Annotated in this window: 20 protein-coding genes; 18 read left to right on the top strand and 2 right to left on the bottom strand. The window is 41.6% G+C overall.

The genetic code is table 11. The features are described from left to right. Positions 1–42: 42 nt before the first annotated feature. Positions 43–1,677, top strand: coding sequence for a glycoside hydrolase family 13 protein (locus J7E35_RS11410; protein WP_214779806.1), 1,635 nt, complete (start codon positions 43–45; stop codon positions 1,675–1,677). Between the two features lie 321 nt (positions 1,678–1,998). Here the strand turns inward: J7E35_RS11410 and J7E35_RS11415 are convergent, their stop codons facing one another. Beyond that, positions 1,999–2,832 carry a hypothetical protein gene (locus J7E35_RS11415; RefSeq protein WP_214779807.1) on the bottom strand — a complete coding sequence of 278 codons (834 nt, stop codon included), beginning with the start codon at positions 2,830–2,832 and terminating at the stop codon, positions 1,999–2,001. Positions 2,833–3,088: 256 nt separating this feature from the next. Between J7E35_RS11415 and J7E35_RS11420 the strand changes: the two genes are divergently transcribed. The 17 genes from J7E35_RS11420 to J7E35_RS11500 all read left to right on the top strand — a co-directional run bounded on the left by J7E35_RS11420 (position 3,089) and on the right by J7E35_RS11500 (position 21,506). Beyond that, positions 3,089–3,535, top strand: a complete 447-nt coding sequence (locus J7E35_RS11420; protein ID WP_214779808.1) for a VanZ family protein — start codon at positions 3,089–3,091, stop codon at positions 3,533–3,535. A gap of 489 nt (positions 3,536–4,024) precedes the next feature. After that, complete coding sequence (locus tag J7E35_RS11425) at positions 4,025–6,076, top strand: sigma 54-interacting transcriptional regulator (RefSeq protein ID WP_214779809.1); 2,052 nt, start codon at positions 4,025–4,027, stop codon at positions 6,074–6,076. Further along, entirely contained in the window at positions 6,073–7,491 is a 1,419-nt protein-coding gene (locus J7E35_RS11430; RefSeq protein WP_214779810.1) for a CoA-binding protein, read from the top strand. The genes J7E35_RS11425 and J7E35_RS11430 overlap by 4 nt, the downstream gene beginning before the upstream one ends. After that, on the top strand, positions 7,466–8,152 hold the full coding sequence (locus J7E35_RS11435) for a CoA transferase subunit A (RefSeq protein ID WP_214779811.1): 687 nt from the start codon (positions 7,466–7,468) through the stop codon (positions 8,150–8,152). Before J7E35_RS11430 ends, J7E35_RS11435 begins: the two co-directional genes overlap by 26 nt. After that, a complete protein-coding gene (locus J7E35_RS11440; protein ID WP_214779812.1) occupies positions 8,139–8,795 on the top strand; it encodes a 3-oxoacid CoA-transferase subunit B in 657 nt (218 codons plus the stop codon). The genes J7E35_RS11435 and J7E35_RS11440 overlap by 14 nt, the downstream gene beginning before the upstream one ends. Positions 8,796–8,808: 13 nt before the next feature. Beyond that, on the top strand, positions 8,809–9,807 hold the full coding sequence (locus J7E35_RS11445) for a TAXI family TRAP transporter solute-binding subunit (protein ID WP_214779813.1): 999 nt from the start codon (positions 8,809–8,811) through the stop codon (positions 9,805–9,807). 39 nt (positions 9,808–9,846) lie between these two features. Further along, positions 9,847–11,814: a TRAP transporter permease gene (locus tag J7E35_RS11450; RefSeq protein ID WP_214779815.1), complete on the top strand. Its 1,968-nt coding sequence runs from the start codon at positions 9,847–9,849 to the stop codon at positions 11,812–11,814. Between the two features lie 10 nt (positions 11,815–11,824). Continuing rightward, positions 11,825–12,670, top strand: coding sequence for a 3-hydroxyacyl-CoA dehydrogenase (locus tag J7E35_RS11455; protein ID WP_214779817.1), 846 nt, complete (start codon positions 11,825–11,827; stop codon positions 12,668–12,670). A gap of 13 nt (positions 12,671–12,683) precedes the next feature. Next, positions 12,684–13,463: an enoyl-CoA hydratase/isomerase family protein gene (locus J7E35_RS11460; RefSeq protein ID WP_214779819.1), complete on the top strand. Its 780-nt coding sequence runs from the start codon at positions 12,684–12,686 to the stop codon at positions 13,461–13,463. 16 nt (positions 13,464–13,479) lie between these two features. Then, complete coding sequence (locus J7E35_RS11465) at positions 13,480–14,640, top strand: acyl-CoA dehydrogenase family protein (RefSeq protein WP_214779821.1); 1,161 nt, start codon at positions 13,480–13,482, stop codon at positions 14,638–14,640. A gap of 3 nt (positions 14,641–14,643) precedes the next feature. Further along, positions 14,644–15,834 carry a thiolase family protein gene (locus J7E35_RS11470; RefSeq protein WP_214779823.1) on the top strand — a complete coding sequence of 397 codons (1,191 nt, stop codon included), beginning with the start codon at positions 14,644–14,646 and terminating at the stop codon, positions 15,832–15,834. Between the two features lie 28 nt (positions 15,835–15,862). Next, complete coding sequence (locus J7E35_RS11475) at positions 15,863–16,873, top strand: hydroxyacid dehydrogenase (RefSeq protein WP_214779825.1); 1,011 nt, start codon at positions 15,863–15,865, stop codon at positions 16,871–16,873. Further along, positions 16,870–17,283 (top strand): PaaI family thioesterase, encoded by a 414-nt coding sequence (locus tag J7E35_RS11480; RefSeq protein ID WP_214779827.1) that lies wholly within the window; start codon positions 16,870–16,872, stop codon positions 17,281–17,283. Before J7E35_RS11475 ends, J7E35_RS11480 begins: the two co-directional genes overlap by 4 nt. After that, positions 17,280–18,236, top strand: a complete 957-nt coding sequence (locus tag J7E35_RS11485; protein WP_214779829.1) for an NAD(P)H-dependent flavin oxidoreductase — start codon at positions 17,280–17,282, stop codon at positions 18,234–18,236. Before J7E35_RS11480 ends, J7E35_RS11485 begins: the two co-directional genes overlap by 4 nt. Positions 18,237–18,252: 16 nt before the next feature. Then, complete coding sequence (locus J7E35_RS11490) at positions 18,253–19,014, top strand: SDR family NAD(P)-dependent oxidoreductase (protein WP_214779831.1); 762 nt, start codon at positions 18,253–18,255, stop codon at positions 19,012–19,014. Positions 19,015–19,026: 12 nt separating this feature from the next. Further along, the gene (locus J7E35_RS11495; RefSeq protein ID WP_214779833.1) at positions 19,027–20,106 is read left to right on the top strand and encodes a tartrate dehydrogenase; all 1,080 of its coding nucleotides are present in this window, start codon (positions 19,027–19,029) and stop codon (positions 20,104–20,106) included. Between the two features lie 170 nt (positions 20,107–20,276). Then, complete coding sequence (locus J7E35_RS11500) at positions 20,277–21,506, top strand: hypothetical protein (protein WP_251040894.1); 1,230 nt, start codon at positions 20,277–20,279, stop codon at positions 21,504–21,506. Between the two features lie 262 nt (positions 21,507–21,768). On the opposite strand, the gene fdhF is transcribed toward J7E35_RS11500, so the two are convergent. Then, positions 21,769–23,820, bottom strand: a complete 2,052-nt coding sequence (gene fdhF, locus J7E35_RS11505; RefSeq protein WP_251040895.1) for a formate dehydrogenase subunit alpha — start codon at positions 23,818–23,820, stop codon at positions 21,769–21,771. Between the last annotated feature and the right edge of the window lie 16 nt (positions 23,821–23,836).

Below are 23,836 nucleotides of genomic sequence, written 5' to 3' on the forward strand. Positions count from 1 at the left end.
ATGGTGATGAACCGGAAATAGTAGATGGATTGAGGTGCTTACATGAAGAAAAAATGGTGGAAAGAAGCCGTAGTTTATCAAATTTACTGGCGAAGCTTTTATGATTCCAATGGGGATGGATACGGTGATTTAAAGGGAGTAATGGAAAAGCTCGATTACATTAAAAGCCTTGGAATCGACGTGATTTGGCTGAATCCTTTCTATGAATCGCCTGATCGTGACAATGGCTACGATATCTCGGATTATTATGGTGTGATGAAGAAGGCCGGAGATATGGCGATTTTTCAGGAATTGGCCCAGGAGATTCATAACCGGGGAATGAAGGTGATCATGGATTTAGTCGTCAACCACACATCTGATCAGCATCCATGGTTCCTTGAATCCCGCTCGTCAAAGGATAACCCGAAGAGGGACTGGTATATTTGGGAGGATTCGAAAGAAGGGAAGGAGCCGAATAACTGGCGCTCTTATTTTGCCCCATCATGCTGGGAACTGGACCCTGAAACAGGGCAATATTATTATCATTCCTTTGCGGTGGAACAGCCGGATTTGAACTGGAAAAACCCTGAGCTGCGAAGCGAAATTTATAAGATGATGCGATTCTGGTTGGATAAAGGAATCGATGGTTTCCGGATGGATGTGATCAATCTCCTGGCAAAAAGAGAGGATTTTTCAGACTCCGAGAATCCATACGACATTAGTTACCTGGCAAATAATCCAGGGATTCATGATTATCTCCAGGAAATGAATCGTGAGGTACTTCAGCATTATGATGGGATGACAGTAGGGGAGATTCCTTTTGTTACACCTGAGGAAGGGCTGCTATATGTGGATGAGGAGCGGAATGAGCTTAATACATTATTCCATTTCCAGGTGGCCGATGAAATGCCAACCTGGGACATGCTCCGTTTTAAGAAAATCCAGTCAGGCTGGTATGAAGGCTTGAAGCAAAAAGGCTGGAACTCACAATTTTTGAACAATCATGACCATACAAGGCAAGTGACGCGCTATGGAAATGACGGGGAATATCGTGAGCAGTCTGCCAAGCTGCTGGTGACAATGATTCATACACTGCCTGGTACACCTTATGTTTTTCAGGGCGAAGAGATTGGGATGACCGGAGTCAGGTTCGACTCAATTGAGGATTATAACGATATTGCTATGAGAAATAAATACCATGAAGAAGTAGCAAAAGGACGTGACCCACAAGAGGTCTTTGAGAGCCTGCTGCTGTTGAGCCGTGATAATTCCAGGACACCAATGCACTGGAATGATGGCCCGCAGGCAGGTTTTACAAGCGGCGAACCGTGGATTAAAGTCAATCCGAACTATAAGGAAATCAATGTGGAAACGGCATTAAAAGACCAGGACTCCATCTTCTATTACTACAAAAAACTGATCAGTCTGCGAAAAGAAAATGAGGTTATGGTATACGGGGATTATCAGGATCTATTGCCTGATGATGAAAACCTATATGTTTATACTCGTTCATACAATGGAATAACGTGGCTCGTTGTCCTGAACCATTCAGATGAGCAGCGAGAGTTTACCTTCCCGGAAGAGTTTCAATACGCTGAAAAACAGCTGATTATCAGTAATTATGAGGCAAAAACGGGAAGTGAGGAACACCTTCTGGATCCGCATGAGGCGAGGGTTTATGAGATTATCGGGAGATAGTTAGCAGGGGTATAGCTTACCGTGGCCATTTGGGGCGGGGCATAGTTTGCCAGTGCATAAAGCCTATCAAAAAGATGTACTTAAAATCGGATATGTACTTCTGCAAGCAAAAAGAAATGACTTACCTGCACCCCCACAATGCAGAGTAAGTCATTTGTAAGAACATATATATAGTTGTTAAGTTTCTTTAATGAAAATGGCCGTTATTTCCATTTTAACATTTGATTCCCTATTAAAATTAGAGTAAACGATGCACTCTCTTTTTTTGTAAATACAGTATCTATGCCAGGCGCAGTCTGTTGCTGCGTTTTTTAAAAGACTTTAATAATAGTCCGCCAGCATGGACAAGTCATGATTCCATTCATTTATTGCATTGGCAAATTTTATATCCCCATCCTCCTGTAATTTCCTTGTTTCAATCAATCCAGAAATGATATTGACAGTCCGATCCAATCCCAATTGAGGGATTGCTTTGTTTTTCAAAATATCCCAACGTTTATATCTTGATAGGCCAGTAATTTTGTAGCCTAGTTTATGCAAATCTGACTCATCTGAAAAACGTCCTTCGTGTGTATTGGTGTTCTGCTCTTCAAACTGTATAACTTCTTGCTGTGCCTGAGGGCTTAGTAATTCTTCATATCTATTCTCCCAAAATTTGTACTCATCAGCTTTAATTGAAATAGAGATTGAATTGTCTTTAAAGGAATTAATTGCGCTTTGTAAGCTATTTTGGAATTCCAAGACATCATTTAATTCTTTAAAATACTTTTTATTGAATAGGATCTGGAAAGTGATTTCTTTATCGAGGAACATATCCAATTTTTTTGCCAGATAAATACTTAATTCTACTTCGATTTTATATTTCTTTAGGTTATTCGGCGTCCTGCTGTATTCATAAAAAGCATAATAGAATTGCTTGATATTCTCTAAATCCTTCATGTTATCATTTGCCATTGAATAGATATTAAAATCTTTACGCCAATCGAATTTCTGATTTTGCATTTCTTTTATTTTGTAATACATTTGGTCGATGTTATTTTTACAAGACTGGTACTCCTCTTCGCTAAAATGAGATCGAACAATCCGGGCAAAATGTCTTTTGATCAATTTCGTAACCGATACAAGAATCTTCTCTTCCACTCTAATCGAAATCATAAATACACTTCCTATTAATCATGTTGTCACTGATAATATCGGTTAAAAACGGAGAAGTTGAAGAGACGGTGACAGGCACCTTCCAATATTCTGGGAGGTGCCTGTCACGCGGTAAGCATGGAAGTTGATTTCGGTAAATCTTGTACATAGGGGGAGGATTTAATGTGGGTTTTTAGAACTAAAGAACCATTATTATAGTGCTCATTTGCTATAATTACCTTATGAAAAATTGTAATTAAGGAAAAAGGAAGAAGAAATGAATAAATTACTTGCATGGGGTGCCGTACTCCTCTGGTGTGTACTAATATTCAGTCTATCAGCACAACCGGCAGCAGTTTCGAATGAGCTCAGTAAAGGTGTGACTGAGGCCATGATTGAACACGCTGAGAAAGTTGTTCCTGATGGGGAGTTAAACATAGGGAGGCTTAATCATATTGTGAGGAAGAACGCACATTTCTTCCTCTATTTGATCCTCGGTATACTCGTGTTGAACGCTTTACGGCAGAGTGGTAAGAAAGGAAAGGGAGCCTATGCACTGGCCTTGCTAATCAGTGTGCTTTATTCAATGACAGATGAGTTTCACCAGTTATATGTTGCCGGCAGAGGAGCACACGTTAGGGATGTATTGATTGATAGTGCTGGGGTCGTTGTTGGGTTGGGAGGATATTTTATTATTTGTTGGGTGTGGAATAGGAGAGAGTAGGAGAGAGACGAGTGACAGGTACCTTCCAGGATTCTAGAAGGTGATTGGCACATTGATCAAATCCCTCAAACCAATTAGGTGAAAGGCATCATCCGGAAAATGGATGGTGCCTTTTTATATAAGTTCTGTTGTGAATAAATATTCTATTTAATATGAGTCTTGTATTTTTTTATTATGAAGATTTAAGGGGAAATCTCTTCTAGACATAGTGCCAGTTATTAGGAGAGTGTTGCGGAACAGCAACACTTTTTTAATCTAGCAGGAGAAAAGTCATAAGATTTTGTTAGAATAAACGCCTTGAAAATAAGAAAAAAACAAGGTGATTGCAAAAAAGCAACACCTGTTGCGGTATTGCAACAAATTTCTATTGTATCTATAGTTTAAATATTACAAAATGTTTGAAATATCAGCATTTTCTTATTTTTTTATAGTTGGCACACTTCTTGCATTATAAATTTATGAGTGAATCACTCAGAGGGAGCGAGAGAATTGTTAGTAAAAGAAGCGATGACTCGTACTTCTATCAAGTATTTTGAAAACGATTACATCGAAAGAGTTGCTAAAGGGTTGTTGGAATACCATATGAAAGGCGGGTTGATCTATAACGTTAAAGATGAATTATCAGGCTGGTTTACAGAGCGAGATCTCCTAGCGGGTTTATTGGAAGGCAGAAAAGTTCTATCTGAAATTTATCAGACAACCTTGTACTTTCTAAATGAATCTGATGAATTACAAAGTATAACAGTTGAAGATCAGGGAATCTGCCCGGTTCTTAATAAGAACGGTCAGGTAACAGGATACCTGACGAGAGAACAATATCTGGATGCCCATGCCAGAGCTTCACAAGTGGAACTTAGCCGCCTTGATGCCGTTTTTAATTCAGCCCATAATGGCATTCTTTCTATAGATCTGGAGGGCAGAATTACATCAATGAATCCTCCGGCAGAAAGAATGGCTATGGTAACGAGAGAGAAGGCAATTGGGAAGTTTTTGACAGATGTCGTAACACCAAGTGGACTATTGAACGTGATCCGGACAGGTAAAGGCCACACAGAGAAATATCGAGTGGGAAAGAGAATGTATTTGACACATCGGACCCCTCTTTATGATGGCAAGAAACTTGTAGGTGCGGTTGGAGTTTTTCAGGATATTTCTGAAATTGAATTTGTTTCCAACGAGCTTGAATCTGTTAAACAACTGTTAAAAGAGCAGGAAACAATTTTGGATAACTCTACTGACGGTATCTGTATTACCGATGGGACGGGAATCATCCTTAAAAGCAACCAGAGTTTCTGTCAGCTTTTTAATCTTGACCAAAATGCACCATGTGATACTCCTAAGGAAATTAAAGAAATAGTCAATCAGGTAAAAGTAAAAGGCATGCCCCATAACGTGATGGGGACCAGCAAGGATAATGAGAACTCTTTAATTATTTCTGCAAACCCAATAAAAAATAACGCCAATGGGATTGAAAGAGTAGTTATCAATGTTAAAGATATGACTGAATTTGATGCACTGAGAAGCGAACTCGAAAAGACGAAATCTATATTAGAAAATTTAAATGCTGCCGAAAAATCCGATTCCTTTATAGCTCAATCATCAGAGATGAAGAGGCTGTTAGAAACGATTGAACAGGTTGCTAAAGTAGATGTCACTGTCCTTTTAACCGGAGAGTCTGGAGTAGGAAAAGAAGAAATTGCAAAGCTGATCCAACAATCGAGCCCGAGATCAGATAAACCCTTTATCAAAGTAAACTGTGGTGCCATACCGGAAACATTAATGGAATCAGAGCTGTTTGGTTATGAGGGAGGCGCCTTTACAGGAGCTTTAAAAAAGGGTAAGGCCGGTTTGTTTGAACAAGCTAATACAGGGACTCTCTTTTTGGATGAGATTGGTGAAGTACCTAGTCACCTCCAGGTGAAGCTTTTGCGGGTACTGCAGGAAATGGAAATAACCCGGGTAGGTTCAACTACACCAACAAAAATAGATGTGCGTGTCATTGCCGCTACCAACAGGGATTTGCAGGAATTAGTCAGAGAAGGAAGCTTTCGGGAGGATTTATTTTATAGGCTAAACGTTATTCCCGTTTCAATTCCTCCTTTAAGGCAAAGAGCTGAAGATATTCCGCTGCTTATTAATACGTATGCAAAAATATTTGCAGCGAAATATGGAAAGCAGCTCAAGTTCAGTAAAAAAGCAATACAAGTCCTTGCAAATTATCAGTGGCCGGGAAACGTAAGAGAACTGGTAAACATAATTGAAAGGATTTATGTAACAGCTGCTTCTAAGGAAGTTGATGAGCAAGATGTAATGTCTTTGTTCAGCAAGAACAATGAGCCAAGCACGCCTTTCACTAAATCTATTGTTGTAAATACCATTATTCCTCTTAAAGAGGCTGTCGAGGAGCTTGAATGGGAGCTGATCCAAAAAGCGTCTCTAACAGAAAAATCATACAGAGGCGTTGCTAGAGTACTTGAAGTGAATCCTTCCACAATTGTAAGGAAGGTACAAAAGTATAAAGAGGGGAGAAGTGAATCATGAGAACCTTGCAGCCGATTGTATCCCCTAAAAATATTGCCATCATAGGTGCTTCAGAAAGATTCCATCAAAATGCCGGGCGTGTAATGGTGAATCTTCAGAAATCTAACTATTCCGGGGAGATCTTCCTGGTTAATCCCAACTATGAAAGTATCTCGGGAATTCCATGTTATCCGAGCGTACTTGAAATTAAAGATGAGATTGACCTTGTATGTATAATAGTTCCCTACTTACATACCCCGAAAATTTTAAAAGAATGTGTAAAAAAACAGGTGAAAAGTGTCGTCATTATTAGTTCAGGCTTTTCTGAGAGCGGACCGGATGGGGTTATCAGGGAGGAAGAGCTGAAAGAAATTATAAGAGGGACTAATATAACCGTTTACGGTCCAAACTCACCTGGTTTCTATCATTTTATTGGTAGTTGGGGAATCTCTTTTTCTCCCCGTTTCGAGCCGAAAAACTTCCGGAAAGGATCTGTAGGCCTAATTAGTCATGGAGGCAGTATAGGACGGGCTGTACTCGATGCAAATGAAAAAGGACTTGGGTTTTCGTATTGGCTTTCTCCCGGCAACGAGATGGATATCAACATGAATGATTGTTTTGAATTTTTAATTGATGACCCTTCAACCGAAACCATTCTATTGATCATTGAATCTATTTCAGAAGAAGAACGTTTTTTTCGACTCCTGCATCAGGCCTATATCAAGCAGAAGCCAGTTATTCTGCTCCCAATCGGTCATTCAGAAATTTCCCGGATCGCAGTAAAGCATCACCTTGGAAGAAATAATGACTATGCAATTCCATGGGATATGGTGACTCATCCCGGGTTATTAAAAGCTGAAAGCATCGACGAGGTAGTATCCATATCCTGGATGTTTGATTCGTTTAAAAAATCAAGAGGAGAGCGTACAGTTATCTTTTCATGGGCAGGGGCGACCTCCATTTACTTGGCTGATTTATGCGACAAATACGGAATTCCGCTTCACCCTTTGTCAGCAGAAATCCAGCAGAAAATCATTGAGATTACTGGGATTAACAAGTCATTTATGAATCCATTGGATCTTACGACGATTGTTTATGATGACTTATCTAAGTTGACTTCTTGTTTGGAGGTTCTATATGAATCGGGAGAATTTGATAATATTATTGTCCCTTTTCCCTTTCAGGTAGACTATCAAAATGAAATTCTTTCAGGACATATCAAAAAAATAATGAATGAAAGTGATTGTCTATTTATTCCTATCTTTATGTCTCAAGGCTATCAGGATGAACTAGCTATTGAGATATTAAAAGAAACTAAGAAACCTTATTTTTTCAATGAAAGTACCGCAATTAAGTCGCTTTCTGCCTATGTGAAATATTCAGCCTGTCAAAAACAAAAGGAGGATTTAAATGGAAAAATTATTAAATCCAGCTGATGCTTTAAAGCATATCAACAGTGGTGACACTTTGCTGGTTGGAGGATTTGGGCTTTCGGGAACACCTTTGACCCTAATTGATGAATTGGCTGTTTCAAATAAACAAGACCTTACAGTCATTAGCAATAATTTAGGTGAAGAAGGCAGGGGATTAGGAAAGCTCCTGCTGGAGGGCAAATTAAAAAAAGCAAAAGGTTCCTATTTCACGACTAATCGAGATGCTGTTAAAGCCTGGTCAAAGGGCGAGCTGGAAATTGAATTGATTCCTCAGGGAACATTGGCGGAAGCCATCCGCAGCGGTGGAGCAGGGATCGGTGGCTTCTTTACTAAAACCGGAGCTGGAACAAAACTTGCTGAAGGAAAAGAGGAAAAAGTAATTGATGGCGAAACTTACATCTTTGAAAAAGCCATCAAAGGGGATGTGGCGATTATCAAAGCACTTAAAGCTGACACTCTTGGGAACCTAGTTTATGACAAAACGGCAAGGAATTTTAACCCAGTTATGGCAACGGCAGCGAAAATTGTAATTGCTGAGGTAGACGAAATTGTAGAAGCAGGAGCTTTTGCTCCGGAAGAAGTGGTTACGCCGCATCTATACGTCGATTTCATGGTTCTAAACCGTTATGTGAAAAAAGGAGGGAGATACGTTGAGTCGGTCTGAAAGGATTAAAATCGCCAAGAGGGTGGCAGAGGAATTAAAAGAGGGTGAAGTCGTCAATTTGGGAGTCGGCATTCCTACTATAATTCCAGATTATCTTGGTGATAAAAAAGTGTACCTACAGTCTGAAAACGGCCTTTTGGGAATGGGGCCGACACCTGCTGATGAAGACATTGATATGGATTTGATCAGTGCGAGTAAAAAACCGATTACCATGGATGTCGGTGCCTCACTCTTTGACAGCTCAGATTCCTTCTTGATGATTCGTGGCGGACATATTGATGCTGCAGTCCTCGGTGCTTTGCAGGTGGATGAAACCGGGGAAGTTGCTAACTGGGCAGTACCTGGTGAAACGATTCTTGGAGTAGGCGGAGCCATGGATTTAGTTGCTGGAGCTAAGCGTATGATCATTGCTTCCATGCATTTATCTAAGGATGGTAGCCCAAAAATTGTAAAAGAGCTTTCCTTTCCAAGCAGCGGAGCAAGAAAAGCTGACATGATTGTAACAGAACATGCTGTATTCAGGTTTATCCAAGGAAAAATGTATCTTGTCGAAATTCTCTCCGATATCTCTGTTGAGGAATTACGTGAAATAACAGATGCTGACTTTTCCATAATTGAAAAAACAAAAATAAAAGCAAATTAAGGGGGATTTAATGATGAAGAAGTTCTTGGCAGTTTTAGTTGCATTTATGTTGGTGGTTTTAACAGCTTGTTCTTCAGATGAGACAGGAAGCAGCCAGAGTGGAAAAGAAAAGCAGGAAGCAACTGGTGCTCCAAAAGATATGGCTTTTGGATCCGCCACAGTTGGCGGCTTCTGGTATACATTGTCCGGAGCAATGGGCGAAAAAATGAAGGAAGTATATCCTGATTCATCTGTCACAGTAGTAGAGGGCGGCTCTGTTTCCAATCTTTTAGGGCTAAGCCAGGGCACGTTCGCGCTTGGATTCAGTAATGGCCAAACGGTCCCGGAAGCATTGAATGGAATTAACTCGTTCAAAGAAAAGGTGGACAATGTCAGCACGGTTGCAACCCTATATCCAAATGTATTCCATATCGTTGTTCGTGCCGATTCTGATATCAAATCCGTTAAAGATTTAAAAGGGAAGAAAGTCAGCCCTGGAATTAAAGGTTACAGCGGAGAGTTAGCTTTCATTGATATTTTGGATCTAAATGGCATGAGTTATGACGATCTTGGAGGAATTGAGTATATCGGTACAGCTGATGGAGCAGACCTTCTTCGTGACGGGCATATCGATGCAATTGTAGGAATGGTTTCAGCTCCGGTTTCCACTTTCCAGGAACTTGATACAACTCTTGGTATCAGATTGATTCCTTTAGATGATGAAACTGTTAAAGGGCTTCATGAGAAAAATGAAGGTTACCTTGAATATACGATTGAAGGTGGAACATATTCAAATGTAAAAGAGGATGTAAACACTGTCGCTGGATACACTGTTTTACTGGTTAACGATGATTTAATGGACGAAGACACGGTTTATAAGCTTACAAAGATGATGGTAGAAGAAAAAGACACTTGGGCAACATTATCACCAATCATGAAAGATTTTAGTGCTGAATATTCAGTGGAAAATAACGTAGGCAAGCTTCATCCAGGAGCAGAGAAATATTACAAGGAAGTTGGGGCACTTAAATAAGACCAACTCATGACATCCCATGAAAAAGAAGGTGAAATTATGTCTAAGCAAGATATAGCAGACTTGGAAGCATCAAAAATTGTAACTGAATATGATGAAGATGGAAATCTTAATAGCAAGCTGCGCCTTTTAAAGGGCGCAGCTGCAAAGGTCATCTCGATTGTTGCTGTCTTAATGTCACTGTTCCATTTATATACGGCTTTCTTTGGGGTATTTGAGTCAATTCTACAGCGGTCTGCCCATCTGGCATTTGCACTTGTTTTAACATTTGCAATCTACAAGCCGTCCAAAAAAGCAGTAAAGGATGAGAGCATCCCTTGGTATGATTGGTTATTTATGATCTTATCAATCGTGTGTTATTCGTATTACGTCATGAATGCTCAGGTCATATCTTCTCGGATGAGTTATATTGAGCAGCTGACAACAATGGAAATTGCAATCGGGATTGTGTCTGGCTTGTTGTTAATCGAAGCGACACGGCGTGTGATTGGCAATACGCTTGTGATTATCATTTTTATTTGTATCGTTTACGGTGTTTGGGGACACCTGATTACCGGCCCTCTTTCCCATCGTGAATTTACCATCATGTGGATTGTTGATCACTTGTTCTATACAGTAACAGGAATATTCAGTACTCCTCTTGGGGTATCAGCCACATTTATTTTTCTGTTTATATTGTTTGGAAAGTTTCTTGAGGTTTCAGGAGCCGGGCAATTTTTCATCGATCTTTCAGTTGCCGGCATGGGGAAATATCGTGGGGGTCCAGCGAAAACGGCAATCGTTGCCAGCTCCATCTTGGGTACGATTTCAGGGAGTGCTGTTGCCAACACTGTAACAACTGGTGCCTTCACTATTCCGTTAATGAAGAAAACCGGTTATAAGCCCCATTTTGCAGCAGCGGTTGAATCGGTTTCCTCTACAGGCGGGCAAATTATGCCTCCGATTATGGGAGCATCTGCATTTATCATTGCATCCTATTTGGGTGTTCCTTATATGGACGTAGCCGTAGCCGCTATTATTCCAGCAGTCCTTTATTACGCCTGTTTATATTTTCAAGTTGATATGAGGGCGAGACGTTTAGGATTGGTCGGTTTAAAGAAAGAGGAGCTTCCAAAAGTTTTAAGTGTTTTGAAAAATGGATTCATGTTTTTTATCCCGCTTGTGGTGATAGTAGTCATGCTCAGCTCGGGTTCTTCACCTATGAAGGCAGGCCTCTATTCTATTGGGGTAACCATATTGGTAGCCGCGTTGAAAAGTGTAACTAGACTATCATTCGCGAAAATTTTCAAGGCACTTGATTTAGGAGCCAGGGCAGCAATTGAAACTGCAATTGCCTGTGCGGCATCGGGATTTATTATCGGGATTATTGGGCTGACAGGCATTGGACTGAAATTCAGCAGTCTAATCATTGATTTATCTGGCGGTATTCTAATCGTTACGCTTATTTTCACTATGATTACCAGTATCATTCTCGGAATGGGCCTTCCTACGGTGGCTGCTTACATAGTGCAGGTTCCGCTTACGATTCCGGCATTAATAGAACTGGGTGTATCACCGCTTGCTGCACATATGTTTGTATTCTATTTTGCAGCCTTATCCGCTATTACTCCACCAGTAGCTCTTGCTGCTTTTGCTGCTGCAGGGCTTGCTGGATCAGACCCAATGAAAACAGGGTTAACAGCAGTGAGGCTAGGCCTTGCCGCCTTTATTGTTCCGTATATGTTCGTTTATGGGGAGACCTTGCTTCTTGTTGGGGACGTTCAGCATATTATTCTTTCTGTTGTAACATCCATTATCGGAATAATAGGAATTGCTTGGGCTGCTGAAGGCTGGCTGTTCCGCCATTCCTACTGGTATGAAAGGGTAATCCTTTTTATCGGCTCTCTTTTGATGGTTAATCCAGGATTTGTATCAGATTTAATTGGATTTGCGATCCTGGCAGTTGTGTTTTTATATCAAAAGTTAATGCCAAAAGGGACACCAGTTGAAAATACGATCTCAAACTAGGAGGAAGAGAATGAAAACCATCACAGTAGTAGGTTCGGGTGTAATGGGAAAAGGAATCGCTTATACTTGTGCCGTTTCAGGATTCCAAGTCTACTTAAATGATATTAATGAAGAAGTACTGGGAAAAGCGAAGAACGAGATCTTCGCTCTTCTGGATAATAGTTTTCAAAAAGGGTTTATTTCTGAAGATCAATACGGAAAAGCAAAGGAACATCTTTTTTTTGAAACAGATTTGGGAATTGCAGCAAAAGATGCTGATTTAGTGATTGAAGCAGTTCTTGAAAAAATAGAGTTGAAGATTGATATCTTTAAAAAGCTGGACGGCATCTGTTCTCCAGAAACAATTTTGGCTACAAATACGTCGACCATGAGTCCAACAGAGATTGGAGCTCAAACTTCCCGCCCGGATAAAGTAGTCGCAATGCACTTCTTCAATCCGGTTCACAAAATGAAGTTGATTGAAGTCATTCGCGGGTTGGAAACTTCAGATGAAACGGTACGTGCAGTCAAGGAAGTTGGAGAAAGATTGAAGAAAGAAACAGTTGAAGTCAATGAGTTTCCTGGCTTTGTTACTTCCCGAATGAACTGCCTCATTGGCAACGAGGCCATGAACATGCTGATGGAAGGTGTGGCATCGGCAGAAGATATTGATAAAGCGCTAAAGCTTGGGCTCAACCATCCTATGGGTCCTCTGGAGCTGGCAGATCTGGTTGGCTTGGATACTCGATTAAGGAATATGGAGTATTTGCACCAAACGCTTGGTGAAAAGTATCGTCCGTGCCCGCTTTTAAGTAAATATGTAAAAGCCGGGCGGTTAGGGAAAAAAAGCGGCAGCGGCTTCTACCAATATTCCTAAGGAGGTGGAGAATATGCATCAATACGAAAATCTCCTAGTTCAAATTGAACAGGGAACCATGTGGCTTACGATAAACCGTCCTGACTACAGAAATGCATTGAATCAGGAAACACTTCAGGAGCTTGACGATGCTTTTCAATGGGCTGAAGCAAATGATGCCGTGAAGGTCATCATCCTGCAAGGCTCTGGGGAGAAGTCCTTCGCAGCGGGAGCTGATATTAAGCAGCTGCATGAAAGAAAAATGCTAGAGGCCCTTATACCAGGAATGCAGGGACTTTATAAAAAAATTGAGCAATCAGGCAAAGTAACAATCGCCGCTGTCAGGGGCTACGCTCTGGGTGGAGGTTGCGAACTTGCCTTGGCCTGTGATATACGTATCGCTACTAAAAAAGCAAAGTTCGGATTGCCTGAGTTAAACCTGGGCATTATTCCTGGAGCAGGCGGAACACAGCGTTTGTCCAGAATTGTAGGCAAAGGTAAAGCGCTGGATATGATTCTTACTGGCAAAATCATTGATGGGGAAGAGGCAGAAAGAATTGGTCTTGCTTCTTATCTAACTGAGGAAGAGGAATTGGAGCAAAAGGCAGAAGAGATAGCCTATCAAGTTATGAAAAAGGGACCTGTGGCTATTAAACTGGCAAAGCTAGCGATACATAAAGGCTATGACGCAGATATTGAAACTGCCATGCTGATCGAAAAGCTTGCACAGGCTGTCGCGTTTGGAACAGAAGATAAAAAAGAGGGAACCCAAGCATTCTTGGAAAAGAGACCAGCGGAATTTAGCAATCGATAAAAAAGGAGAGATAGAAATGGATTTTAGTTTTTCTGAAGATATTCAGTTTTTAAGAAGTAATGTACGCAGGTTTATTAAAGAAGAAGCAGAACCATTAGCAATGGAGATTGAAGAAAAGGACATGATACCTGAGAAGCTGGTTGAGATGTCAAAGGAAATGGGCCTATTCGGTTTAAGCATTCCTGAAGAATATGGCGGTCTTGGACTCGATATGGTCGGGAAATGTGCAATATATGAAGAGCTTGGAAAAACACATAATGGTTACACAACATTGATAGGAGCACACACTGGAATCGGGTCTGTTGGAATTGTTGAGCTGGGAACAGAAGAACAAAAACAAAAGTATTTGCCAAAAATGGCTACAGGTGAATGGATAGGTGCTTTTGCTTTAACAGAGCCGAGCGCTGGCTCAAATGCTGCTGCATTGAAAACCACTGCCGTAAGAAAAGGTGACAAATACATTCTGAATGGCTCCAAGCACTATATTACAAATGCAGTTGACGGACATGTCTTTACAGTGATGGCTGTAACAGATCGTGCCAAGGGAGCAAAAGGTATTACCTCTTTTATAGTAGAAAAAGATTTCCCTGGTTTTGTCCTTGGAAACGTCGAACAAAAGATGGGTTTAAGGGGCTCCCACTCTGCTGAGCTGTTCTTTGAAAATATGGAGGTTCCTGCAGAAAATGTTCTTGGCACAGAAGGACAGGGCTATATCAATGCTTTAAAAATCCTTGCAAATGGCCGTGCCGGTCTGGCTGCAAGAAATCTGGGATCATGTGAGAAACTCCTGGAGCACTGCTTGCAATACACCCAGGAACGGGAGCAATTCGGAAAGCCGATTATCGAAGTCCAGGCTGTTCAGCATATGCTTGCTGAAATTAGCATGCAGATCGAGGTTCTTAGGTCTATGACGTATCGCGTTGCATGGATGACCGATCAAAAAATGAGAGTCGTGAAGGAAGCGGCCATCGCGAAATTGTTTGCTTCAGAAGTATACAACAAGGTCGCCGATTTAGCGGTACAAATTCACGGTGGAATTGGGTATATGAGGGACTATCCAATTGAACGTTACTTCCGTGATGCGAGAATTACGAAGATTTATGAAGGAACGTCCGAAATTCAACGCAATATTATCGCAAATGAACTGAAGCGTGAATCTTCCTATGTGGGGGTGTAAGGTATGAATCAGCCTTATATTGTTGAATCTGTTCGTACAGCTATTGGAAGAATGGGTGGCACGATCAAAGATGTGACGGTGGACCACCTTGCTGAGAAGGTGATACGAGAAGTATTGAATCGCTCCAATTCTGAAGTGACAGTCGATGAAGTTATTCTTGGCCAGGCCAAGCAAAGCGCGGATACTTCCAATCTTGCCCGTCTTGCTGCATTAAGGGCGGAACTGCCAATTGAAGTAACCGGTTATACTGTCCATCGTCAGTGCGGTTCTGGCCTTCAAGCCATTAATAATGCCGATATGCAAATCAGGCTGGGATACTCCGATGTAGTGGTAGCTGGAGGTGCGGAAAGCATGAGCACAGCCCCCTACTATATCCGTAATGCCCGCTATGGTTTTCAAGTAGGAAATGCGCAGATTCTGGATCCGAATACGGAAAGCCAGCCTTGTTCCCAGCCAATCGAAAAATACGGCAACCTTACCATGGGACTGACTGCCGAGAATCTTGCAGAAAAATATACTATTTCCAGGACAGAACAGGATGAATTTGCGCTCCGCAGCCAGGAACTTGCACATGCAGCAATCGAATCTGGCCGTTTTGAGAAGGAAATTGTCCCGGTTGAGTATAAGCAGAAAAGGGAAACACAATTATTCAGTGTAGACGAACATCCTCGCATCACTACAATCGAAAAACTCTCAAAGCTAAAGGCTGTTTTCAAAGGAAACGGCACTGTGACAGCTGGGAATGCAAGCGGCCGAAATGATGGAGCTTCAGTCGTATTGATGATGAATGAACATAAAGTAAATGAATATGGTTTAAAGCCAAAAGCAAAAATCATCGCCCAGGCTGTGAGCGGAGTTTCTCCAGAGATTATGGGGATTGGTCCTGTGACCTCTACATTTAAGGCCTTAAAGCAATGCGGCCTGTCCATGAATGATATTGGACTGATTGAGCTTAATGAAGCATTTGCAGCTCAGGCACTTTCAGTAATCCGTGAATCAGGAATGGACATAAACAAGGTGAATGTAAACGGCGGAGCCATTGCTTTAGGTCATCCAATTGGGGCTACAGGAGCAATCCTTATGACAAAGCTGATTCACGAGATGGAACGCAGAGGCGAAAAGTATGGCTTGGTCACGCTTTGTATTGGCGGAGGCCAGGGAATATCGACAATCATTGAGAACCTTCAAGTCTAACTGGTTTTGCCAAAAAGGAAGTGTTGAGATGAGGAAGCCTCATATTGTTCAAATTCTCCCCATGTATCATCCAGATGGGGAGGATATCCTGAACAAACGTGCTGAAGTGAAGAAGTTTACTGAATTTAAAGAGACGGAAATATGTGATTATCTCCTGAATAATAAGGTTGATGGAATAATCCTTAGGGCCCCAGCAAGGATCACGTCAGCTATTTTAGACAACTGCCATCAAGTAAAGGCTATTTCAGGAGCAGGAGTGGGACTTGATAATATCGATGTAGGTTATGCAACTGAAAAAGGGATTCCTGTATTGCATGCCCCAAAGCTCAATAGTACGGCAACCGCAGAACATGCAGTGAGTCTTCTGTTAGCAGTGATGAAAAAAACTGCCTACTTTGATAGGGAAACAAGAAGCGGAAACTTTCAATCAAGGGATGGAGCCTACACTCATGAACTGCAAGGTAAGCAGCTGGGGCTCGTTGGCTTTGGAAGTATCGCACAGAAAGTCGCCAGGATTTTAGTCCATGGTTTTGGCATGAGGGCACTGGCTTATGTCAGAAATATAAATGAAGAAAAACAGCAAACAGCCGAACGAATAGGGGTAGAGTTAACCACTTCTATGGATAAGATTTTTTCTGAAAGTGATGCAGTGAGCTTACATATTCCATTAACTAAAGAAACAGATCAGCTTGTTGACAATAAATTGCTGTCGCTTATGAAAAACAACGCAGTGCTCATTAACACTGCCCGTGGCGGTGTTATCAATGAACAGCATTTAGTCCAGGCACTGAGGCAAAATCAATTACTAGGTGCAGGGATAGATGTATTTTCTGATGAACCACCCCCTGCTGATCATCCATTTTTTCAACTAGAGCAAGTAACGATGAGCCCGCATATTGGAGGAATCAGTCTTGAGGCAGCGAGGCAGACATCAACCCTAATTGCAGAGAATCTTCTGCGAGTTATAAATGGCGAAAAGCTGTCGGTCATTGCCAATCAAGCTGAACTTGCAGAAACAGGAAAGGGGGCTTTTTCATGAAAGTAGAAAAATTACAGAAAGTAAGAGCAGAATTTGAAAATAGCCCATTTTGGAATTTTATTGGATTGCAATTAAAAGAATTAAAAGAAGGATATGTTTTATTGGCACTTCCAATCAAACAGGATTTCATTAATGTAAGAAATACAGTCCATGGTGGCATTTATGCGTCCGTATTGGATACAGCAATGGGGATGGCGGGCAAGTCATTGGGATATGATGGGGCAGCCACACTGAATTTAAACATCCAATTTCTGAAGTCTGTTATTGATGGAGTGGTTTATTCAGAGGCAGAGATCATCCATCAGAACCGGAATACCGTATTCGTTGAGGGCAGGCTTAAAAATGCCGACGGTGAACTGCTTGGCCATTGCACAGGAACTTTTAAGGTCACTAAGGGTGATGGCTCATGAGGAATACGGCAATAACAAAAATGTTCGATATCCAATATCCTATTATCCAGGGAGGGCTGCAAGGGCTTGGAACATCGCCTCTTGTCTCAGCTGTATCCAATGCAGGAGGACTTGGATTGATCACAGCTGGCAGTTTTTCTTCGAAGGAAGAGATGATGAAGGATATTGAGGAGACAAAAAGGCTTACTGCAAAGCCTTTTGGCGTAAATATTGCAATTGGTATTCGCAAGCCGATGGATGAATTTTTCGAAGGTGCGATTGAAGCAAGAGTTCCGGTTATTTTTACCTCAGGTAACAATCCCGAAAAATATATCAAAGGTTTAAAAGCAAACGGTATGAAAGCAGTTCATGTCGTCCCTTCTGTGAGATTTGCAAAAAAAGCAGAGGCAATTGGATGTGATGCAGTTGTTGTAGTCGGCTATGAGTGCGGAGGCCATCCCGGCAAAGATGATGTGACAAGCTTAACTTTGATTCAGAAGGCCGTTGCGGAGCTTTCAATACCGGTCATTGCAGCAGGTGGATTTTCAACAGGGAAATCTGCACTTGCTGCTTTTGCTTTAGGAGCCCAGGGTGTACAGATGGGGACAAGGTTTTTAGCTTCAAAGGAAGTCAGCCTGCATCACTCAATTAAAGATAAATTAAAAGAGTTACAGGAGACGGATACTGTAATCGTAAAGAAATCAATAGGAAAAGCCATGAGGGTTATGAAAACACAACGTGCAATCGAGCTATTGAAAAAGGAAGAAGCAGGAGCAACGCTGGAGGATATTTTTCCTTATATTAGCGGTGAATCCTATCAGGAATATATTGATACGGGGGATGAAAACTCGGGTGTTATCTCACTCGGACAGACAATCGGCCTGATTAATGAAATTAAAAGTGCAAAAGACATTATTCAAGATATTGTGAAGGAATACGAACTGCAGCTTGAGCGATTGAGCAGAAATCTATAAAAGATTGGAGCCAACTATGTTTAGCTTGGAAAATCAAGTAGCCGTTGTCACTGGGGCAAGTAGGGGGATAGGAAAAGCAATATCCAAAAGGCTTGCCTCGGAAGGTGCTTATGTATACTTAGTCGATATAAATGTAGATGCATTAAATGAATCTTGCCAGCAATTGGCCAGTATGGATCTTTCCGTGGAGGCAGTAGTTGCTGATATCACTAATGAAGAAGAAGTTATAAGGCTTTTTGAACGAGTGGAAGAGAAGCAAGGGAAGATCGATATCCTGGTGAATAATGCCGGAATTATCCGTGATAACCTATTCTATAAGATGAGTGCAGATGATTGGGATAATGTAATGAATGTCCATATGAAAGGGACTTTTCTATGCAGTAAATATGCCCAGAAATTAATGGTTAAAAATCAGTATGGAAGAATTATTAATCTATCCTCCGTTTCAGCTTTGGGTAGCAGAGGCCAGGCTAATTATGCTGCAGCCAAAGCTGGTATACAGGGCTTTACAAAAACTCTCGCCATCGAGCTTGGTAAATATAATATTACAGTCAACTCGATTGCACCAGGGTTTATTATGACAGATATGACAAAAGCCGTAGCAGAACGGCTCGGAATTCCATTTGAGCAACTAATAGAGACAAAAGTAAAACAAATTCCGGTCAATAGGGCGGGGAATCCAGAGGATATCGCACAGGCTGCAAGCTTTTTCGCAAGCCCCTCGTCTTCCTTTATAAATGGCCAGGTTTTATATGTTGCCGGCGGACCGAAGGCATAGGAGGTACTTAAGATGAAACATTGGAAAATTGCCCTCATCCCTGGGGATGGAATTGGGCCTGAAGTCGTTTCAGAAGGTGTAAAGGTTTTAAAAATGATTGAGGAATTAGATCCGGGTCTATCGTTCTCTTTTACCGAGTTTCCGTGGGGTTGTGAATATTATTTAAATGAAGGAAAAATGATGGATGATGACGGCATTGAACAATTAAAAGAGTTTGATGCAATCTATTTGGGAGCAGTAGGGTATCCTGGTGTTCCTGATCACATTTCATTATGGGATTTACTTTTGAAAATCAGAAAAGAATTCGATCAGTATGTAAACATTCGGCCTATTAAGCTGCTGAACTCTGAATTAACTCCTCTTAAAAATCGGGAAGAGATAGATTTTTTGGTAATCAGGGAGAATAGTGAAGGGGAATATGCAGGAGCAGGAGATTGGCTTTTTAAAGGAAAACCGGAAGAAGTAGTTCTACAGACAGGCGTTTTCTCTCGTAAAGGGACGGAACGTATCATTCGTTATGCTTTTGAAGAAGCCCGTAAACAGAAAAAATCACTTACTAGCATTAGCAAGGCGAATGCCCTCAATTATTCTATGGTATTTTGGGATGAGGTATTTGATGAAGTAGGAAAAGAATATCCTGATGTAAAAACCAGCTCTTTTCTCGTAGACGCAGCGAGTCTTTATTTTGTTCTGCAGCCGGAGCGATTTGAGATTGTTGTTACTTCAAATTTATTTGGTGATATCTTGACTGATTTAGGCGCTGCTATTACAGGCGGTCTTGGATTGGCAGCGGGGGCCAACATTAATCCAGAGCGTGAGTTTCCTTCTATGTTTGAGCCAATTCACGGTTCTGCTCCTGACATCGCTGGAAAACGCATTGCCAATCCTCTTGCTGCAATATGGTCCGTAAGCCAGATGATGGATTACTTTGGGGAAGAGGAGTGGGGTAGTGCGATCCTGGATGCGATGAAGGAACTGCTCACTGACAAGAAAGTCCTAACTTCTGACCTTGGCGGAAACGATACTACAGAACAAGTCGGAAAAGAATTTATTAGGTTGCTTAGAAGCAAGGCTCCTAGTGGAAGGAAGTAGCCTCTTGTCTTGAATTAATTAAATATGTTAAAAAGACAGAGAGAAGGGACAAAATGATACGTTTTTCTCTCGTATTGAGTATGTGCTTGTTTTATATTCTTTATGCTTTTATCCCGAGCGTACCAATTTATCTGATTTTTAATCTCGTGGCTGTTGCTGTATTCTTTGCCATGGTTCCATTATTGGAGCGAAAAGGCAGGGTCTTCACTCTAAGTTTGTTTATTGCAGGAATGATCATACACTTTATGGTTGGTGATCTCGGAATCCATTTAATCGAGGGAATCACTCAGAATCTTGCGCTGCTTTCCATCCTCATTTTAGCGCCATTATTATCTGTTCCTTTAAGAAGAGAAGGATTTATTGATACAGTAGTGCTTTATTTAAATGAGCTGAAAAGTAATCCGAGAAATACATTTTATGGCATAAGCTCTTTTATGTTAACCTTGGCTCCTATCTTAAATATGGGTGCGTTGAGGATTGTACATGGTTTTGTGGAAAGCATACAATTCCCTTCTAAATATTTGTCCCGATCGTATTATGTAGGGTTTACCCCAGCAGTCATTTGGTCACCATTTTTTGCGTCTGTAGGAATTGTACTTTTTTATTTAGATATCACTTACTTGTCCTATGTGGCTGTAGGTGTTTTGTTCGCCATAATGCAAATGGCAGTGGGAATCTTTTTCTTTCGGCCGGGAACAATTGTGGAGGAGGCAGCTGCACTTGAGGAGAAAAAGGCGATTTCATTAGTGGGTTTTAGTCGTAAGAGGGATATATATGCTTTAATTGGATTCGTATTCGGACTTATACTGCTTCTTATCATAATGGAGCAGGCCACTCAAAAATCGATGTTGTTACTGGTAAGCATTGTTTGTATTATTGTCCCGGTTGGATGGATTATTGTAAGGAATAAAAGGAAGTTAATAAAAGAAGAACTCTCGCTGTATAAGAGCAAGATTTTATCTCAGAAAATGGAGATTTGCCTTTTCTTGAGTGCTGGATTATTCGGTAATGCAATATCTCATACTCCTGTAAAACAGCTTTTGGAAAAGTCCATGCAATGGTCAGCGACACAATCTATAAGTATATTGTTTTTATTTATCATCCTGTTTGTGACCTTTATGGCCTTTTTAGGGGTACATCAAATCATTGTAATTCCACTGATCCTCACTTCATTAAACTTTGCCCAGATGCCAGATATATCTGTTGTCAGTGTGGCCTTTATGTGTATCTTCACCTGGATGCTTTCTTCCGCCATTTCTCCTCTTAATGCAATGAATATTATCATTAGCCAGTGTGTCCAAAGAAATGGTGTGACAGTTGCTTTTAAGTGGAATGGATTGTATTTTTTATCAGTAACCATCATGGCTTTTGTTTATATTTATATGTTAAGTTGGATTTAATGTACAAATGGACGGTTTGAACATCTCCAAAAGAGAATATGTAAAGTTTTAAAATAGGGGAACCGTCCTATGTCCCACCTGACTCATGTTCATTCTTTGTGGTTAAACGTGTATTATGGCGCTTCATAGTAAAATGTCGAAAAAGGCACCTTCCTGAGAATGGAAGATGCCTTTTGTTATACTTTGAAGGATACGAAAATGCAATATTTGTCATAACGTGTTTTATAAAACTGAAACGTCCCGAATTTACAATTCACTTCTATTAAACTGGCTTCTGTACTTGCTCAATCTTCACCGCACACGCCTTAAACTCAGCGGTTCCAGCTAAAGGGTCAGTTGCGGAATTGGTTAATACATTGGTGCTTGCCTGGTCGGGGAAGTGGAAGGACATGAAGACTAAGCCCTTTGGCTGTTTTTTGCTGATGTTGACTTTGGTAATGAGGCTTCCTCTTCTTGAGCTTACTCTTACTTGATCTCCGTCTTGTAATCCATATTTCGCTGCATCCTCGGCATGGATCTCTAAAGCTTCTTCTGCATTTTTCATTTTCTTATAATCTCTTGTTTGCACGCCTGTATTATAAAATTGTAGCCTGCGGCCGGTTGTCAGCATCAAAGGAAACTCTTCATCCGGCTCCTCGGCAGGAGGCTGGTAATGGGTTGGCACGAATTTCGCCTTCATTCCCACCTCTTCTGACCAGAGACGGCTATGGAGAAATGGAGTCCCTGGATGATTTTCATCAGGACATGGCCATTGAAGGCCGCCATCTTTGTCAATCCGTTCGTACGTTACACCGGCAAAATTAGGTGCAAGCTTGCGGATCTCCTCCCAAACTTCCTCCGCTGATTGATAAGTCCATTTTTCTCCCATTTTATTGGCGATATCCTGAACGATTTCCTGGTCATGCCTGGACACACCTGGTCCTTTTAGAGCGGGCCGGACGCGTTGAATCCTGCGCTCAGAATTAACCAGTGTCCCGTCGTTTTCAGCCCAGCCCGTTGCCGGAAGGACGACATCCGCAAGTATCGCTGTTCTTGTCATTAAAATGTCCTGGACAACGAGGAAATCGAGGTCTTTAAAAATCTTTTCCACCTGATTCCCATTGGCATCCGATTGAACCGGATTTTCGCCAAATACATAGACTGCCTTGATTTCTTTTTTCTCCATTGCCTCGAGCATCAAGGTTTGATGCTTTCCGATTTTTTCAGGAACCGGGGTGCCCCATACTTGTTCATGCAGTTTTCTTCCTTCAGGATCATCATAATTCCAGCCGCCGACAAGCCTGTTCGGCAGGGCGCCCATGTCTCCGCCGCCCTGGACATTGTTTTGGCCCCTCAGCGGATTCAGTCCAGAGCCATACTTCCCGATATGACCGGTCAATAAGGCTAAATTAATCAAAGCAAATACATTTTCGGTGCCATTATGATGTTCTGTAATCCCCAGCGTCCAGCAAATCGTTGCTTTATCCGCATTCGCATAAAGCAGGGCGATTTCCCGGATATCTTCCGCTGGGATACCGGTGACCTTTTCCGCGAATTCAGGGGTGTATTTTTTGACCTCTTCCTTATACTTATCAAACTGTTCTGTCGCCTTTTCAATAAACCCCTTATGAACTAAGTCCTCTTCAATGATGACATGGCCCATCGCATTTGCCAGGGCAATATCGGTTCCGACCCTGACTGGCAGCCACTTGTAGGCCAGTTTCGTCTGGTCAATCTGACGGGGGTCAATGACGACCATTTTTGTCCCATTTTTTATCCCGCGTCGCATATGGTTAAAAATAATCGGGTGGCATTCCTGGGTATTGCTTCCCCAGACCAGAATGACATCGGTGTCCTCAAGTTCGTCATAAGAACCCGTGGCAGCACCTGTACCAAACACAGTCACCAGACCGGTGACGCTTGGAGCGTGTCAGGTTCGGTTGCAGCTGTCAATATTATTGGTGCCGATGACCGTCCGCATGAATTTTCCAGCGAGATAATTTAATTCATTGGTTGATCTCGAAGAGCTGAAACAGCCAAAGGCATCTGGCCCATGTTTTTCTTTGATGTCAGAAAAATTATCCGCAATGAGGGTCAGTGCTTCTTCCCAGCTGGCGGGTGTCAACTCTCCATTTTTTCTGATCAGCGGCTGGGTCAGCCGTCGGTCGCTATGGAGATATCCCCAACCCATTGCACCTTTTACACAGGTTTCCCCATGGCTCGAAGGGTTTTCCTTGTATCCTTTTACTTTGCTAATCTTGTTATCTTCTGTTTCGACGACAAGACCGCATCCTGTACCGCAAAAACCGCATATCGTTTCCACTTGATCCTGCATGCCGTTTTTATACCTC

This window comes from Bacillus sp. ISL-45, assembly GCF_018613195.1.
GTDB lineage: Bacteria > Bacillota > Bacilli > Bacillales > Cytobacillaceae > Mesobacillus.

Bases quoted from the DNA above. Each gene is read 5' to 3' on its own strand.
- J7E35_RS11410 (WP_214779806.1), top strand. From the start codon at position 43: ATGAAGAAAAAATGGTGGAAAGAAGCCGTAGTTTATCAAATTTACTGG.
- J7E35_RS11415 (WP_214779807.1), bottom strand. From the start codon at position 2,832: ATGATTTCGATTAGAGTGGAAGAGAAGATTCTTGTATCGGTTACGAAA.
- J7E35_RS11420 (WP_214779808.1), top strand. From the start codon at position 3,089: ATGAATAAATTACTTGCATGGGGTGCCGTACTCCTCTGGTGTGTACTA.
- J7E35_RS11430 (WP_214779810.1), top strand. From the start codon at position 6,073: ATGAGAACCTTGCAGCCGATTGTATCCCCTAAAAATATTGCCATCATA.
- J7E35_RS11435 (WP_214779811.1), top strand. From the start codon at position 7,466: ATGGAAAAATTATTAAATCCAGCTGATGCTTTAAAGCATATCAACAGT.
- J7E35_RS11445 (WP_214779813.1), top strand. From the start codon at position 8,809: ATGAAGAAGTTCTTGGCAGTTTTAGTTGCATTTATGTTGGTGGTTTTA.
- J7E35_RS11450 (WP_214779815.1), top strand. From the start codon at position 9,847: ATGTCTAAGCAAGATATAGCAGACTTGGAAGCATCAAAAATTGTAACT.
- J7E35_RS11455 (WP_214779817.1), top strand. From the start codon at position 11,825: ATGAAAACCATCACAGTAGTAGGTTCGGGTGTAATGGGAAAAGGAATC.
- J7E35_RS11460 (WP_214779819.1), top strand. From the start codon at position 12,684: ATGCATCAATACGAAAATCTCCTAGTTCAAATTGAACAGGGAACCATG.
- J7E35_RS11465 (WP_214779821.1), top strand. From the start codon at position 13,480: ATGGATTTTAGTTTTTCTGAAGATATTCAGTTTTTAAGAAGTAATGTA.
- J7E35_RS11470 (WP_214779823.1), top strand. From the start codon at position 14,644: ATGAATCAGCCTTATATTGTTGAATCTGTTCGTACAGCTATTGGAAGA.
- J7E35_RS11475 (WP_214779825.1), top strand. From the start codon at position 15,863: ATGAGGAAGCCTCATATTGTTCAAATTCTCCCCATGTATCATCCAGAT.
- J7E35_RS11480 (WP_214779827.1), top strand. From the start codon at position 16,870: ATGAAAGTAGAAAAATTACAGAAAGTAAGAGCAGAATTTGAAAATAGC.
- J7E35_RS11485 (WP_214779829.1), top strand. From the start codon at position 17,280: ATGAGGAATACGGCAATAACAAAAATGTTCGATATCCAATATCCTATT.
- J7E35_RS11490 (WP_214779831.1), top strand. From the start codon at position 18,253: ATGTTTAGCTTGGAAAATCAAGTAGCCGTTGTCACTGGGGCAAGTAGG.
- J7E35_RS11495 (WP_214779833.1), top strand. From the start codon at position 19,027: ATGAAACATTGGAAAATTGCCCTCATCCCTGGGGATGGAATTGGGCCT.
- J7E35_RS11500 (WP_251040894.1), top strand. From the start codon at position 20,277: ATGGTTCCATTATTGGAGCGAAAAGGCAGGGTCTTCACTCTAAGTTTG.